Source organism: Providencia sp. JGM181, from assembly GCF_018257375.1.
GTDB lineage: Bacteria > Pseudomonadota > Gammaproteobacteria > Enterobacterales > Enterobacteriaceae > Providencia > Providencia lanzhouensis.
Window position 1 is genome coordinate 1 of sequence record NZ_JAERJY010000028.1, and the last position, 15,198, is coordinate 15,198.

Consider the following 15,198-nt stretch of genomic DNA (forward strand, 5'->3'; position numbering starts at 1 on the left):
ACAAAATGGGTAATATATTTATCTCTCTGATTTCAACGGTAAAAAAAGACTTTTTTTAACCTTTATTGCTTACCATACTTGTATCTTTTGGAGTTCGTTGTAGACTTTAGCCTGTTAAGCTCATGACATTATTTTTTTACTTTTCGTAAATTTTTGTGGATAATGTCAGCTGAACCTAGCAATTAAATTGAACCAATGGCAAATAATAAGGCTCACGAAGCCAAGCCAATATTGGATGATAACGAGGCGTAAAAATGAAAAAGACAGCTATCGCGGTAGCAGTAGCAGTGGCAGCATTTGCAACTGTTGCACAAGCAGCTCCAAAAGATAACACTTGGTACACTGGTGGTAAATTAGGTTGGTCTCACTACGAGCACGCTAAATTTACTGATGAAGACGGTGACACCGTTGGTACTGGCAAAAAAACTCGTGACCAATTAGGTGCGGGTCTGTACGCAGGTTACCAATACAACCAGTACATGGGCTTCGAAATGGGCTACGACTGGTTTGGTAAAATGAAGTACAAAGGTGAAAACCCAGGTAGCGTTTCTTCAATGGGTGTTTCTCTGACTACCAAACTGAGCTATCCAATCATGGAAGACTTAGACGTTTATACTCGTCTGGGTGGTATGGTTTACCGTACAGAAGCTAAAGTTAACGCTCTTGGTAAAGAAACTGACACTGGCGTTTCTCCAGTTTACGCACTGGGTCTTGAGTATGCTATCACTCCAGAATTAGCGACTCGTTTAGACTACCAGTGGGTTAGCCGCATGGGCGACAAAGACAACATCGGTGTTAGCCCAGATAACGGCATGCTGAGCGTTGGTCTTGCATACCGTTTCGGTCAAGAAGCAGCTCCAGTTGTTGCTCCAGCAGTAGTTGCTGAGCCAGCAGCTCCAGTTGTTGAAAACAAACGCTTCACTCTGCGTTCAGACGTTCTGTTTAACTTCAACAAAGCGACTCTGAAACCAGAAGGTCAGCAAGCACTGAACGAACTGTACAACGAACTGAGCAACATCGACCCAACTCAAGGTCGCGTGCTGGTAGTTGGTTTCACAGACCGTATCGGTTCACAAAACTACAACCTGCCACTGTCACAAAAACGTGCTCAGTCAGTAGTAGACTACTTAGTATCTAAAGGCGTTCCAGCAAGCGCAATCGCTGCTGAAGGTCGTGGTAAAGAAGATCCAGTAACTGGTAACAAATGTGACGCAGTTAAAGGCCGTGCAGCTCTGATCGAGTGCTTAGCGCCAGACCGTCGCGTTGAAATCGAAATCCAAGGTACAACTGAAGTTGTAACTCAACCAGGCGCTTAATTTATAGCCCTAGTTTGAATTTCGAACTAAATATAAAAAGCCCCAATTTTTTGGGGCTTTTTTTTCATCCTTAGAAATAAAGATCGTTACAGTAATCCATTTGTTCAACTGCAAATCGTTACTCTTTCTCCGACTTACCTAAGATCGCTTGAAGATCATGCTTCAATAAACTCATTTGGCTCTCATACTTATCTTTATGTTCCGCATCTTCAATTAGCTGAATAATCGTCTCTGATAAGGTTTTATTCCGTTTTACTGCCAAATTAGATAGTCGTTGCCAAACCGAATAATTTAAATCAATCGACTTTTTTCGAGTATGTGGATGTTCAGCATTAAAGTGACGTTTACGACGCGCACGAATACTCTGTTTCATACGGTTATCTAATTGAGGGGACATGTGATTTGCAATCCACTTCAATACATCCACAGGCGTATTTTCCAGCTTTAACAACAGCTCAATTGCCTCTTGCTCCGCACTTCTTTCTATATATCGGGTAATAGGCTCCCCGCTTCTCGCTTTATTGACTAGATATTCCCATTTCCAGCCACATTCAAGATTTTCAAGTTGCTGATATTTCATATTTTTTCCCGAAGAAAATCGTACCTATCATTATATTAGCAATAATATAAGAAAAATGCTCAAGGTGGATTTCATTTAATCGATTATCCATTGATTAACACAAAGAAAATAACAGTAAATAAAAAAATAGTGTACAATTCGCATCCACACGTTAACAAACCACTAAAATCGCATGTCCACTTTTGAACACATACTTCTTATCTATGGGATTGGAGGAGTATGTTCAGCGTTATTCGCCCTGCTAGTAACCAAAGATCCTAGTTTTTGCATGAGATTATTGAGCGCGCTTCTGATTGGCTTTACATGGCCACTGAGTTTACCCGTCGCACTCATGTTTTCTTTATTCTAACTCGATATTTCGACAAATATTGCTGCAAGATTAGCGTTCAAAGGCTAATATAACAATCTTAAGCCGAAAATATTTTAAGGTAATAAATTAGCCTGAAATTGTATATAAAACAGACGGCATAGAAATAAACTCAGGCATATGCGCCCTGCTGATTGGCAGGCATTTATTGATAACCATACTAATAGCAGATAATTATAGTGATCAGTCAAGAATTAACATGGCAAGGCCTAACTCCTAACTTATCGTCTTTTCAGACAAAATTTGTCTCTTCAGCGACGTTGACTCCAGCAACATTGGCTGATATTCAACCAAGATTATTCGATGGGATGCAGCATTTCATTCGTGAATATGCTCAAACGCGCTTTATGTTCATCAAGTCTGACGAAAGTGAAGAGTATCTCAAACTATTTACTGACACTATCACCCCGCTATTGGATAAAACCCAAGCTATCAATGGGGACTATCAGTTATCTGAAGATAAACAACGATATCAATGGCAAAACGATGTTACTGGTCGTTTTTCCTCACAAGAAAAAATTGCTTATCGACACTGGATTGAACCGGAACAACTGTTCGGCTATATCACACCAAATCAAAATCTAGTCCCAGGTTTGCTACACCAAATTAACGGTGGAGTCCTCGTTATTTCTGCTACCTCGTTGGTTACTCAGCCATTAATGTGGACTCGGCTAAAAAATATGGTGACTCGCCGTCAATTAGAGTGGCTGCCACATAGTGAAAATCAAACCTTACCGATTGAAATTGAACCACAACCACTTGAACTCAAAGTGATTGTGGTTGGTGATAGACTCATACTAGAAGAGTTCGAATTTGCAGCGCCTGAGCTATTTGATTGTTCAATATATGCAGAATATGAGCCTCTCATGTTTTTCGAAGACGAAGAACAATTAAGCTTATGGATGAATTTTATTAAATTCATTATCAACAGCAACCAGCTACCTGAAATTGCAGCTGACGGCTGGCCTCAGTTTATTTTGCAAGCGACACGTTGTTGCGAAGATAAGTACAATTTACCGCTCGATATTAACTGGCTAACTCGAAGCTTAATCAATGCGGCTCAATACGCTAACGAAGGTCATTTAACGGCTGAATCATTCTCTCAAGCCGAAGAAAATCGTTTATGGCGTCATTCTTTCCTTGTTGAACGCAATCAAGACGACATCCTGCAAGAGCAAGTTTTGATTAAAACTGAAGGAGAAGTTGTTGGGCAAATTAACGGGCTATCTGTCTTACAGTATCCGGGATACCCTGACGCAATTGGTGAACCATCACGGATCACCTGCGTGGCACATCTAGGCGATGGTGAGTTTACCGACGTCGAGCGCAAAGCAGAATTAGGTGGCAATATTCATGCAAAAGGCATGATGATTATGCAGGCCTACTTAAACTACGAATTAAAATTAGAGCAACCTCAGCCTTTCTCTGCCTCCATTGTATTTGAACAATCTTACGGTGAAGTTGACGGTGATAGCGCTTCATTAGCTGAACTGTGTGCCTTAATTAGCGCATTATCATTACAGCCTATCGACCAACAAATTGCCGTCACTGGCGCGGTTGACCAATTTGGCTATGTTCAGCCTATCGGTGGTGTTAACGAAAAGATTGAAGGATTTTTTGATATCTGCGACAAGCGCGAGCTGACAGGTAATCAAGGTGTCATCATCCCAATGTCTAATGTCCGCCACCTATGTTTAAAAGAAGAAGTGATTAAAGCCGTCAAAGAGGAAAAATTCCATATTTGGCCGGTAGAACACGTTGCTCAAGCAATTTCTCTATTAACGAAACAACCTTACTTTGAACAACAAGTAGAAGGTGATAACGTACACTTGTTAGCTTTAATTCAAGAACGCATAAACCAAGCAAATTCACCGGATAAGTCTAGATTACCTTGGTTTTTAAAGTGGATGGGCTAAGTAAAGATTGAGTAAATATTAGCTGATCGGAGTTGTTCAGCGTACAAGTGTAAGCTATTCTGTTGGCCTACACATAATAAAGGCTATCTGAAGATCATGGTTGATAAACGCGAATCCTATACAAAAGAAGATTTAGAGGCTTCTGGAAGAGGCGAATTATTTGGGGAAAATGGTCCTCCATTGCCATCAGGTAATATGTTGATGATGGATCGCATCATCAAAATGACCGAAGATGGTGGTACATTTGATAAAGGCTACGTTGAAGCTGAACTGGATATCAATCCAGATTTATGGTTCTTTGGTTGCCACTTCACGAATGACCCTGTTATGCCAGGTTGCTTAGGTCTTGATGCTATGTGGCAACTGGTTGGTTTTTACCTCGGCTGGTTAGGCGGTGAAGGTAAAGGTCGTGCGTTAGGTGTTGGTGAAGTGAAATTCACTGGACAAGTATTACCGACCGCAAAAAAAGTCACTTACCGTATTAACTTTAAACGCGTGATTAACCGCAAGTTAATTATGGGATTAGCTGATGGTGAAGTGCTGGTAGACGGCAAACTGATTTATGCTGCAACAGACCTGAAAGTCGGCTTATTTAAGGATACAAGCGCGTTCTAATCGTAGCTTGCCTTAAATGCAAACCTCCGCAAATGCGGAGGTTTATAATTTCAGGGGGATGGTATTAAATTATGCGTCTAATTAATTTCCGCAAAATAATTTAATGATCCTCGTTAAATGACCAATTAAACGGCTACTGCCGCTCTGTCCTCCATCGCTTTTCGCCAACCACCTAGCCAATGCGAACGGGCATCTACTGCCTGATAAGGACATAATTCTTTGGAACGTCCGGTTAAGCCTGCTTGATAACCTCTTGATAACGCTCTTTCTAAACGATCTCGCTTCTGTCTTTTCATGCCTTACTTCCCTCATCATTTAAATGGAAAAGAAAACAGCATCTATTTTTTGTTAATAGATACACTATACAAATAGCGCCCGTCCATGAGAAATGCAAGTAAAGAATTTCATATTATTGTCATAATTATGATAAATGTGACCTACATTTCGAGATAATCACAACCTACTGATATTCAAATGAATAAAAATAAATTCATTATTTATCAGTTAATTAAGTTTTTTAATATTCACTTTTTGAATTGTAAAATAACAAAAAAATGCACTACGTTTTACGGTAGTGCATTCATTTCACAACAAAATCATGATCAAATTATGGCTTGCTTATCTCTTGCGCAATATCTGCCGCCACTTTTTGCCAACCACTCGCTAATGTTCTGACTAATTCAGGATAACCATCTTCTTGCTGTTCTAATTGGATATCAAAGTTGCGGCGTACAACTTTGTCGCCACGCATCAATGTCCAAAATCCCTGCACTAACACTTTCCCATCATAACGACCATTAAATGCCGTTAGAGTGATATCTAACGTCTCAGGTGAGTTCTGCAAAGGTTGTAATGAGATAAATCTATCCGGTAGAGCAGAAGATAGCTCACGCACCATTGATTGCCCTAATTGTTGCTCTAACGGACTTGCCCATAAATGCGCACTCGCATTTGAATAAGCCACATCGGACGTTTGGTAAGTTATCCCATTTGATGTCAGCACATCCGCCAGCGTAATACGCTGTAACCAGATTTGTCCTTTATCCATCACGGCCACAGATTGAACTTCAGGGGCCTTCATCGGTAATTGATAATACATTTTTTCTGGGGTGCTACTACAAGCCGCCAGGAGAAAAACGCCTATCGCTAATAGATATCTCATTATTTTTTCACTCCTTTAGGCACAACGTCCTTGCTTGGTTCTGCTTCAAACACGAGCGCATTGCTCTTATTATTCAGCGTGCGCAGTAGTGGTTGTACTTCACGCAGTACTTGATCTAAACGCTGCATATCATCAACCATCTTATTATAGGCTGGTGAGCCTGGTTGGAAGCCTTGCATCGTTTTGTTTATCTCTTTTAGTGATTTTTGCATGTCAGCAGGTAAACTTTGGAACTCTTTGCTAGACATCAATTTATTCAACTGCGTAAACATCACATTTGCTTCTTGAACCAGTTTTTGACCTTCAGCTAATGTTTGCGTTGTTTGTTTCAACATAGGCTCAATTGGCATATTGTTGATTTTATCCAGTACAGCAATCACTTTCTGTTGGATCTGCGCTAAACCACCACTGTGTGTTGGAATAATTTTATAGCCAGCAATAACATAAGGGCCTTTGTACTCTGGCACATCTGGAATAAAGTCGAGGTCGATATACAGTGCACCCGTTAATAAATTACCGGACTTTAACGAGGCTCTTAAGCCATTTTTCATCGCCAGATTCAGTTCATTTTTCAGGTTAAAGTCTTTACCAACATCCTTAGAAAAACGCTCTGGTTCGATATGAATAAGAACAGGAATACGGAAGTTATTATCCAGTGATTGATCCAGACCCGCTGTATAGAATGGCACTTGTGCCACTGTACCTAAGCGAATACCGCGGAATTCTACTGGCGCACCCGGCTGTAAACCGCGCACAGAATCAGAAAAGAACAGCACAAAATCTTGGTATGTGGTGTATAACGAATCCTGAATACTTGATTGGGTATCAAACAGTTCGAACTGTGCATTCTCTTTAACTGTTTCTCCTGGTACCCACCCTTCAGGCACATCAAAACTCACGCCACCAGTTAATAATGTCGCCACCGACCCCATAGAAACATGCACACCTTGGGAAGACATATCAAAGGCAATACCGCTATCTTTCCAGAAACGCACGTTGCTACTAATTAACTTGTCATATGGTGCATTGATAAACAGCTGATAACGCATATCGCGTTTATCCATATCAAAATTACTGGTTTCAACAGATCCGACACGATAACCACGGAATAACACAGGGTCGCCAGCATTTAACTGCCCTGCTTTGTCACTGGTTAAAATAATCCGTTTACCTTTAGCATCAGGAGACGCCAAAGGCGGCGTATCTAATAACGTAAACTCAAAATGTTCTTTTGCCGCTAACCCCGGCTGCAATTCAATATAAGCCCCTGATAACAGAGTACCTAGCCCTGTTACCCCATCACGACCTATCGTAGGTTTCACTATCCAAAAGGCAGAATCAGAGCGTAGCAAACCTTCCATTTCAGGATTCAAGCGGGCTTTAATAATCACGCGGCTAAAATTAGCATCGAGGGTGACGCTTTCAACCACCCCAATATCCACGCTACGGCTTTTAATTTTGGTTTTACCTGCTTCAACCCCTTCCGCACTGTAAGTGATTAACGTCACTTCTGGGCCTTGATGGCTGAAATGGTAAAACATGATCCAAGCACCGATGAGTAGAGTCACAATCGGGATCACCCAAACCGGTGACCAGCTCTTTAACTTACTCACTTTAGCATTGACCTGTGGTGTTTCTTGATCTGTCACCCTGCGGCTCCTTCTTGTTCAACAGTCTTAACTGCATCTCTCTTTTCACAACGATCCCATGTTAAGCGAGGATCAAATGTCATTGCGGCAAACATCGTTAAAATCACCACTACACCGAAGAAAATAACCCCCAGTGCCGGTACGATATTCATTAACTGCCCCATTTGAACCAATGCAGTCAAAATGGTAATCACAAACACATCGATCATTGACCAGCGACCAACATACTCCACCAACTCATAAATAAAATGCATTCGATGAGGATCACGGTTACCAAACCCTTTAGAGTCGAGGCATAGCCACGCTATACCAATCATTTTCAAGGAAGGCACCATAATACTGGCAATAAAAATAATCATGGCGACGGGGAATGAACCATCTTCCCAAAGAAGGATCACACCATCCATGATAGTAGAAGGCAGCCCACTACCTAAGGCGTTTGTTGTCATCACCGGCAGAACGTTTGCGGGAATATAAAGCAAAATAGAAGTTAACAATAATGCCAAAGTCCACTGCAAACTTTGCTTTTTACGTACGCTACCATGAGCATGGCAACGCGGACATTCATGTTGGTCTGCTGGCAAAATTGCCGTACAAACTAAACATAAACGCACATCTTGACTAATTCCTGTTTTCCCAACAATCAGCGGCTTATTGAGTTTGGGCGCCTCTTCAATTCGGTTCCATAACCAATGTCGATCTAGGCACTGGAACGCTCGCACTTGCATCATACAAAATGCGCAATAAGGGAGAAAACTCATCCCAATGCCAATATCACCATAAGCAATTAACTTAACAAAACTAACTAATACCCCCGCCAAAAAAATCTCCGCCATACACCATGATTTCATCTGAAAGAGAATTCGGGTTATAAGCACTTTGATCGATTTGGGAAGGTGAACCTGCAGCCCTAACAAGATGATAGTCACCATGCAAAATGCAGGAATAATCAAAGAAAATAGGAGAAAAAACAGCGCTAAGCCGCTGTAACGCGTCCCCATAATAATCTCGATGATTTGAAACATGGAGATTTCATTCTCAATGCCAGCTGCACTCATTTTTACAAATGGGAAAAGACAGGCAATTACCAGCATAATCAATGCACTAAATGCATATGCTGCGGGTTGCCTGTAAGGATAACGCCACTTGGATATGAGTGTTGTTTCACAACGCGGACATGTGGCTTTATTTCCTTGTTCCAATTCAGGAACAGCAACCATCATGTCGCACTGTGGACAGAGCACATGTTCATGGGGCTCATGAGAACACAAGGTGTTTTCTCTCCTTTTGATTCAAGCCGTCATATCAACCGTTTTTCAACAGCTCTAGCTCCTGCCAACGATCAAACGCCTGTTCTAACTCTTGTTCTTTAGCGGCAAGTTCAGTTAACGCTTGCTCAGTCACATCATGTGGCTGATTAAAGAAATCTGCATCGCCAATTTGTGCTTGAAGAGTTTCAATTTCCCCTTCAAGTTGCTCTAATTTCGCCGGTAATTGCTCTAATTCACGCAATAAATTATAGCTAAGCTTATTTGCACGTTTAGGAGCTTCTTTTGGCTTAGATTCTTTTTCTGGCGCAGCTACTTTACTGGTTTGCTCTGATTTCAGACGTACGGTTTGTGCTCTTTGTTGTTGAGCATCATTATAGCCCCCCACAAAGCGGTTAATTTCGCCGTTACCTTCGAAAATCCAGCACTCTGTTACGCTGTTATCCACGAATTCTCTATCATGGCTAACTAATAAAACGGTACCTTGATACCCATCCACCAGCTCTTCCAGTAACTCTAATGTTTCAACATCAAGGTCGTTGGTTGGTTCATCGAGGATCAGCAAATTACTTGGTTTTAAGAATAAACGCGCTAATAATAAACGGTTACGCTCACCACCGGATAACGCTCTTACAGGCGTCATCGCGCGTTTTGGCGGGAACATAAAGTCTTGCAGGTAACCCAATACATGACGAGGTTTACCATTAACCATGACCTCTTGCTTACCTTCCGCAAGGTTATCCATAACAGTTTTATCTGGGTCCAGTGCTGCGCGGTGCTGGTCGAAATACGCAACTTCAAGTTTAGTCCCACAGTGAACGCGTCCACTATCTGCTTGTAAATCGCCGAGCATTAAACGTAACAGTGTGGTTTTACCACAACCGTTAGGTCCTACCAATGCAATTTTATCGCCACGCATCACTTGCGCAGAGAAATCTTTCACTAAAACTTTATTATCAACTTGATAATTAACGTTTTCTAACTCAAATACAATTTTACCGGAACGCGCTGCTTCACCCACTTGCATACGCGCAGTGCCCATCACTTCGCGACGTTCCGAGCGTTCTACTCGCAATGCTTTCAGCGCGCGAACACGGCCTTCATTACGGGTACGACGCGCTTTGATCCCTTGGCGGATCCAGGCTTCTTCCTGTGCTAATTTGCGATCAAACTCCGCATTTTGCATCTCTTCAACACGCAGCGCTTCTTCTTTATTGATCAGATAATCATCATAGTTACCCGGCCAAGAAGCGAGCTGACCACGGTCTAAATCGATAATACGGGTTGCCATATTACGAATGAAAGAACGGTCATGGGAAATAAAGACGATGCTACCTTGGAAATCTTTCAAAAAGGTTTCTAACCATAAAATGGTTTCAATATCTAAGTGGTTAGTCGGCTCATCTAAGAAAAGCACGCGAGGATTGCTGACCAAGGCACGTCCTAATGCCGCTTTACGCAACCAACCACCAGATAATGAAGATAACTCCGCATCCGCCGGTAAACCCAGTTTTTTGAGCACATCATTAATACGCGAGTCTAATAACCAGAGATTTAAGTTATCCAGAACTTCTTGAAGGTCTGCCAGCTTATTTAAGTTTTTCTCGCTTGGATCAGATTCCACCAGCTTAGCAACATGGTGATAATCTTTTAAATATTGTGCTTGTTCAGCAACACCTTCGGCCACAAAGTCAAAAATAGTGCCTTCCACGTTACGCGGTGGATCCTGCTGTAAGCGAGCAACAATTAAATCTTGTTCATAAGTTAATGAACCATCATCCAGTGGCTGCTCTTTCGTCAAGACACGCATCAGGGTCGATTTTCCTGCCCCGTTGCGACCCACTAAACAAACACGTTCATTATCTTCAATATGAATTTCAGTATTGTCTAACAGAGGCGCATCACTAAACGCGAGGTATGCACCCGATAAATTAATCAAAGCCATTAATTCTGTTCCTTACTCTGCGTGGCTAATTAACCAGCAGTTGTGAATTTGACGGTTACGTGCGAAGTCTTCTGACAGTGTCTTAGCGGTGATTTCTTGTGCTTTTAGGCCAAGTTCAGTCAGTGCTTCGAGATCCATTTTAAATCCGCGCTTGTTGTTGGAGAACATCACGGTACCACCGCGACGCAACATACGTTTCAAATGGGTGATTAATTGCACATGGTCACGTTGAACGTCAAAGGTTCCATCCATACGTTTCGAGTTTGAGAACGTCGGTGGATCGATGAAAATCAAGTCAAATTGCTCATCAGTATTGGCTAACCAATTCAAACAATCCGCTTGCATTAAACGGTGCTGGCGACCTGTAAGCTGGTTGGCTTGCAAGTTTTTCTCTGCCCACTCTAAATAGGTACGAGACATATCCACAGAGGTTGTGCTCTTCGCACCACCTAGCCCCGCATGAACGGTGGCAGTACCGGTGTAGCAAAAGAGGTTTAAGAAGTCCTTACCACGGCTCATTTCACCTAACATACGACGAGCAATACGGTGGTCGAGGAATAACCCAGTATCCAGATAGTCAGTTAAGTTAACTAACAATTTAGCGTTATATTCATTCACTAAAAAGAAATCATCTTTCTGCGCTAATTTTTCGTACTGTTGTTTACCTTTTTGGCGCTGACGCGTTTTCAATACTAATTGATTCGAGGTTAACTCAAGGACATTCATTGTCGCGGTGATCACATCGAACAGGCGCTGACGCGCTTTACGCTCATCAACGGTTTTTGGCGGTGCGTATTCTTGAATAACGACTTTGTCGCCATAAATATCCACAGCCACATTGTATTCAGGTAAATCCGCATCATATAGACGGTAGCAATCAACACCTTGCTGCTTCGCCCATTTCACCAGTTTTTTCTGGTTTTTACGTAAACGGTTAGCAAAATCTGGTGAAATTTCCGCAATAGTTTCTGATGGCGTTTCCGCTAATTGATAGTTTTTCTGTACACAATCCAGTGGACCATTTTTCGCTTTAAATTCACGTTCAGAACGTAATTGTAAGCAACTTAATAATTCAGGAGATGCGCTGAAAATCGATAAACGCCAGCCTGGGAAACGCGCTTTCACAATACGACCAAATTGGCTATGTAATGCGATTAATGCTGGTTCACTTTCCAGACGCTCACCGTATGGTGGGTTACTGATAATGGTTCCCTTGATATCCGTTTTAACTGGGTTTTCCAGCGCCGCAGCATCACCATGATTGAAAGTGATTAAATCTTGCAATCCTGCACGACGAGCATTAGCACGCGCCATATCCAGCACACGCTTATCAATATCAAAACCATAGAAACGGGAAGTGGTATCTTTCAAGCCTTGGCGGAAACGTACCTGAGCTTCCGTGACAACTTCACGCCATAATTCAGGGTTATGTTTCAACCATGCATTGAATCCCCAATGCTGGCGATATAATCCCGGCGCTCTATCTGCGGCAATCATTGCCGCTTCAATTAATAGTGTTCCAGAACCACACATTGGGTCGACCATTGGAGTATTTTTCTGCCAACCTGAACGACTAATAATTGCTGCTGCTAACGTCTCTTTTAATGGTGCTTGTCCGGCAAGGTCACGATAACCACGAATGTGCAGTGAATCTCCGCTCAAGTCGAGTGCCACACTTGCGCGTTCTTTATTTAAGTAGACGTTAATACGAATATCGGCTTCTTGGCGAGCAACATTCGGGCGCTGGTCTAATTTACGCACAAAGCTGTCGACGATGGCATCTTTCACTTTCAATGCCCCGTATTGGCTATTGCGGATCTCTTCGTTGGTTCCAGTGAAATGCACCACAAATGTGTCATTCACATCGAAGATTTCAGACCAATCAATCGCTTGAACACCCAGATATAAATCAAGGTCGCTATAGACATCAAAATCATTCAGCGGTAATAAAATACGGGATGCCAGTCGACTCCACAGCAGACTTTGATACATCACACGGTCATCAGCCTGAAAATAGACGCCCCCTTGTGCCACTTTGCACTGGCTAGCGCCTAGCGCTTCCAATTCAGTTTTCAGTAGTTCTTCCAGGCCTCGAGCTGTGCTGGCAAACAGAAAATTCATAGTATTTATTACCGATTTCGATGAAAAATTGTTGCGCATTATAGCTAATCTCATGCACTTGTCATAAAGTTGCTGCACAACAATTATAGGATTAAAAAATGATTACGCTTTCGCGCCTGTATACACACCCAGTCAAGTCAATGAGGGGCATTCGTCTATCTCATGGTTACGCTGATATCAGCGGATTGACGTTTGATCGTAACTTTATGGTCACCACATTAGAAGGTAAGTTTATCACTGCGCGCAAATATCCGCAGATGTTATTATTTACCCCGGCTATGCTCAATAATGGGCTTTATCTAAAAGCACCTAATGGTGAAAGCGCCACCGTATTGTATCAGGACTTTAATGAGAAGCAGAGTCCTACAGAAGTTTGGGGCAATCATTTTCATGCACTTATTGCACCTGATGAGATAAATAGTTGGTTAAGCAGCTTTTTTGACGAGCCAGTCCAACTAAGATGGTTAAGTCCTGAACTATCTCGTCGAGTCAAAAAGCACCAAGACGTTCCCTTATCTTTCGCCGATGGCTACCCATTTTTACTTATCAATGAAGCCTCAGTACAAGAGCTACAACGCCGCTGTCCTGCCAGCGTAAAACTCGAACAATTTCGCGGTAACTTAATTATTACCGGCGCTAAGCCGTTCGAAGAAGATAGTTGGAAACGCATTCAAATTGGTGATGTAATCTTCACCTTAGATAAACCTTGTAGCCGCTGTATTTTGACCACCGTCAGCCCAGAAAAAGGGATCAAACACCCCCATGCAGAGCCTCTTGCTACACTGCAAACCTTCCGGATGGATGACTCCGGTGATGTGGATTTTGGACAAAATGCATTAATCGAAAATACGGGGATCATCCGCGTTGGAGATACCCTCACTGTATTAGAAACTAAGCAGCCAAAACAGTATCCATTACGCGATAGAGAAGCGCCTATTGCTCAGGCTACAAAGCCAACTCCAGCCACCGTAAACCTAGTTTTTGAAGAGATAGAATATCGTGGAAACACAGAGCATGTGATCCTTGAACAGCTTGAATCTCATGGGCTTTCAATCCCTTATTCATGCCGCGCGGGAATTTGTGGACGTTGCCGAATTTCACTGCTTGAAGGAGAAGTCACCCCACTAAAACAAAGCGCTATCAAAGATAATGGGGATATTTTAGCTTGTAGCTGTATTCCAAAAACTGCCATCAAGCTTGCTTTTAATCAAGCTGATTAAATAGAAATAAAGCCTCAACTAAGAAAATAATTTTTTAGTTGAGGCTCTTAATTAAAGATAAATTCTACTCATATTCTTCAGCTACATTTATCGTAAAAATTTTATCATGCCTATTTTTTCATTTTATTTATTTTGCATGGAAAACTTTATTCCGCATATAAGCAATCCAAATACGAATATGATCATCAGTGATCTATTACATGGCATTTCCATACAATAGACGCTTGGTTTTCGATTGATAATGCATCATCCGATCGTTCATGATCTTAATTGGATCACAGAATCGTAAAGTACGATCCGGTAATTCTAATGATGGCTCAGCTAATAAACACAAGCTTGCTGAGTGACCCGCTTCTGCAATAATAAATGTTGAATAAACATTAGTATTTTCTAAGCACACTTGAATTAACTGACCACGTTCTGGCGTACTCATAAAATGGAAACTGGAAAAATACCAACTTTTTGGCATTTGGGGCTTTAAGAAGCGGTAAGCAACTAGGCTATTTAAGACTAATTCCGCTCTCTCTTCATAACTAATATTTAATCTCTTGGCTTGCTCATCAAATAAATAAAACTCTGCTGCATCTTCAATACTAAAAGGCATTTCATTTTGTGCAGAAACAGTCAACATTTTAGCTGGAAAACAAGACCGAAATATCATGCCGTTGGCGAGATCTAACATCACTCTGTCATGGTCACGATCAAAATACCAACGCCAATGATCATCAGGTTTAATATTCATAAACGATCCTTTAGCGATGTTATAAGCAAATAAGCTTTGTTTGGATCCTTTATTAAGATCCCTTTAAACACATCTCTGTTATATCCTAAAGCTTAAAAGAAAAAGATACACGACAGACTGATCAATATTAAGCAAACGTCAATGTCGGCTTTTTTAAAAACGAATTAATCAGATGAGCGAAAACTATATGTAGCAAAGCTATAACTATATGCCGCACAACTACACGTATAACTTGTCATTTAATGGATATAATTTATGTTCAATCTTAATATAGGATAAAAGGGGGAATAAATAAAC

At 41.6% G+C, this 15,198-nt stretch carries 13 protein-coding genes; 5 read left to right on the top strand and 8 right to left on the bottom strand.

All coding sequences use genetic code 11. The features are described from left to right. The first annotated feature begins 254 nt into the window (after positions 1–254). Positions 255–1,316 (top strand): porin OmpA, encoded by a 1,062-nt coding sequence (ompA, locus tag JK188_RS06010; protein WP_211885155.1) that lies wholly within the window; start codon positions 255–257, stop codon positions 1,314–1,316. Between the two features lie 118 nt (positions 1,317–1,434). Here the strand turns inward: ompA and matP are convergent, their stop codons facing one another. After that, complete coding sequence (gene matP / locus JK188_RS06015; RefSeq protein ID WP_211885154.1) at positions 1,435–1,896, bottom strand: macrodomain Ter protein MatP; 462 nt, start codon at positions 1,894–1,896, stop codon at positions 1,435–1,437. Positions 1,897–2,068: 172 nt separating this feature from the next. Here matP and JK188_RS06020 point away from each other — a divergent pair, with 172 nt between their 5' ends. The 3 genes from JK188_RS06020 (at position 2,069) to fabA (ending at position 4,794) form a co-directional block, all read left to right on the top strand. Beyond that, on the top strand, positions 2,069–2,245 hold the full coding sequence (locus JK188_RS06020; protein WP_071992149.1) for a GhoT/OrtT family toxin: 177 nt from the start codon (positions 2,069–2,071) through the stop codon (positions 2,243–2,245). A gap of 197 nt (positions 2,246–2,442) precedes the next feature. Beyond that, positions 2,443–4,179 carry an AAA family ATPase gene (locus tag JK188_RS06025; RefSeq protein ID WP_211885152.1) on the top strand — a complete coding sequence of 579 codons (1,737 nt, stop codon included), beginning with the start codon at positions 2,443–2,445 and terminating at the stop codon, positions 4,177–4,179. A 96-nt stretch (positions 4,180–4,275) separates the two neighbouring features. After that, on the top strand, positions 4,276–4,794 hold the full coding sequence (fabA, locus tag JK188_RS06030) for a bifunctional 3-hydroxydecanoyl-ACP dehydratase/trans-2-decenoyl-ACP isomerase (protein WP_036951692.1): 519 nt from the start codon (positions 4,276–4,278) through the stop codon (positions 4,792–4,794). A gap of 125 nt (positions 4,795–4,919) precedes the next feature. Here the strand turns inward: fabA and rmf are convergent, their stop codons facing one another. The 6 genes from rmf to rlmKL form a co-directional block, all read right to left on the bottom strand. After that, on the bottom strand, positions 4,920–5,090 hold the full coding sequence (gene rmf / locus JK188_RS06035; protein ID WP_036951696.1) for a ribosome modulation factor: 171 nt from the start codon (positions 5,088–5,090) through the stop codon (positions 4,920–4,922). Between the two features lie 311 nt (positions 5,091–5,401). Then, entirely contained in the window at positions 5,402–5,956 is a 555-nt protein-coding gene (pqiC, locus tag JK188_RS06040) for a membrane integrity-associated transporter subunit PqiC (protein ID WP_108478892.1), read from the bottom strand. Next, positions 5,956–7,605, bottom strand: a complete 1,650-nt coding sequence (gene pqiB, locus JK188_RS06045; protein ID WP_211885151.1) for an intermembrane transport protein PqiB — start codon at positions 7,603–7,605, stop codon at positions 5,956–5,958. Before pqiB ends, pqiC begins: the two co-directional genes overlap by 1 nt. Beyond that, the gene (pqiA, locus tag JK188_RS06050) at positions 7,602–8,876 is read right to left on the bottom strand and encodes a membrane integrity-associated transporter subunit PqiA (RefSeq protein ID WP_132494521.1); all 1,275 of its coding nucleotides are present in this window, start codon (positions 8,874–8,876) and stop codon (positions 7,602–7,604) included. The genes pqiB and pqiA overlap by 4 nt, the downstream gene beginning before the upstream one ends. 34 nt (positions 8,877–8,910) lie before the next feature. Next, positions 8,911–10,818, bottom strand: coding sequence for an ABC transporter ATP-binding protein (locus tag JK188_RS06055; RefSeq protein ID WP_211885150.1), 1,908 nt, complete (start codon positions 10,816–10,818; stop codon positions 8,911–8,913). 12 nt (positions 10,819–10,830) lie between these two features. After that, positions 10,831–12,939 (bottom strand): bifunctional 23S rRNA (guanine(2069)-N(7))-methyltransferase RlmK/23S rRNA (guanine(2445)-N(2))-methyltransferase RlmL, encoded by a 2,109-nt coding sequence (gene rlmKL / locus JK188_RS06060; RefSeq protein ID WP_211885149.1) that lies wholly within the window; start codon positions 12,937–12,939, stop codon positions 10,831–10,833. Between the two features lie 98 nt (positions 12,940–13,037). On the opposite strand from rlmKL, the gene JK188_RS06065 reads away from it, so the two are divergent. Beyond that, positions 13,038–14,159, top strand: coding sequence for a YcbX family protein (locus JK188_RS06065; protein WP_211885147.1), 1,122 nt, complete (start codon positions 13,038–13,040; stop codon positions 14,157–14,159). 196 nt (positions 14,160–14,355) lie between these two features. Here JK188_RS06065 and JK188_RS06070 read toward each other — a convergent pair whose 3' ends face one another. Then, positions 14,356–14,901 (bottom strand): cell division protein ZapC, encoded by a 546-nt coding sequence (locus tag JK188_RS06070; protein ID WP_108478895.1) that lies wholly within the window; start codon positions 14,899–14,901, stop codon positions 14,356–14,358. Positions 14,902–15,198 lie beyond the last annotated feature (297 nt).

What these genes read in the sequence shown, in the direction of transcription:
- ompA (WP_211885155.1), top strand. Translation starts at nt 255, where the DNA reads ATGAAAAAGACAGCTATCGCGGTAGCAGTAGCAGTGGCAGCATTTGCA.
- matP (WP_211885154.1), bottom strand. Translation starts at nt 1,896, where the DNA reads ATGAAATATCAGCAACTTGAAAATCTTGAATGTGGCTGGAAATGGGAA.
- JK188_RS06020 (WP_071992149.1), top strand. Translation starts at nt 2,069, where the DNA reads ATGTCCACTTTTGAACACATACTTCTTATCTATGGGATTGGAGGAGTA.
- fabA (WP_036951692.1), top strand. Translation starts at nt 4,276, where the DNA reads ATGGTTGATAAACGCGAATCCTATACAAAAGAAGATTTAGAGGCTTCT.
- rmf (WP_036951696.1), bottom strand. Translation starts at nt 5,090, where the DNA reads ATGAAAAGACAGAAGCGAGATCGTTTAGAAAGAGCGTTATCAAGAGGT.
- pqiC (WP_108478892.1), bottom strand. Translation starts at nt 5,956, where the DNA reads ATGAGATATCTATTAGCGATAGGCGTTTTTCTCCTGGCGGCTTGTAGT.
- JK188_RS06055 (WP_211885150.1), bottom strand. Translation starts at nt 10,818, where the DNA reads ATGGCTTTGATTAATTTATCGGGTGCATACCTCGCGTTTAGTGATGCG.
- rlmKL (WP_211885149.1), bottom strand. Translation starts at nt 12,939, where the DNA reads ATGAATTTTCTGTTTGCCAGCACAGCTCGAGGCCTGGAAGAACTACTG.
- JK188_RS06065 (WP_211885147.1), top strand. Translation starts at nt 13,038, where the DNA reads ATGATTACGCTTTCGCGCCTGTATACACACCCAGTCAAGTCAATGAGG.
- JK188_RS06070 (WP_108478895.1), bottom strand. Translation starts at nt 14,901, where the DNA reads ATGAATATTAAACCTGATGATCATTGGCGTTGGTATTTTGATCGTGAC.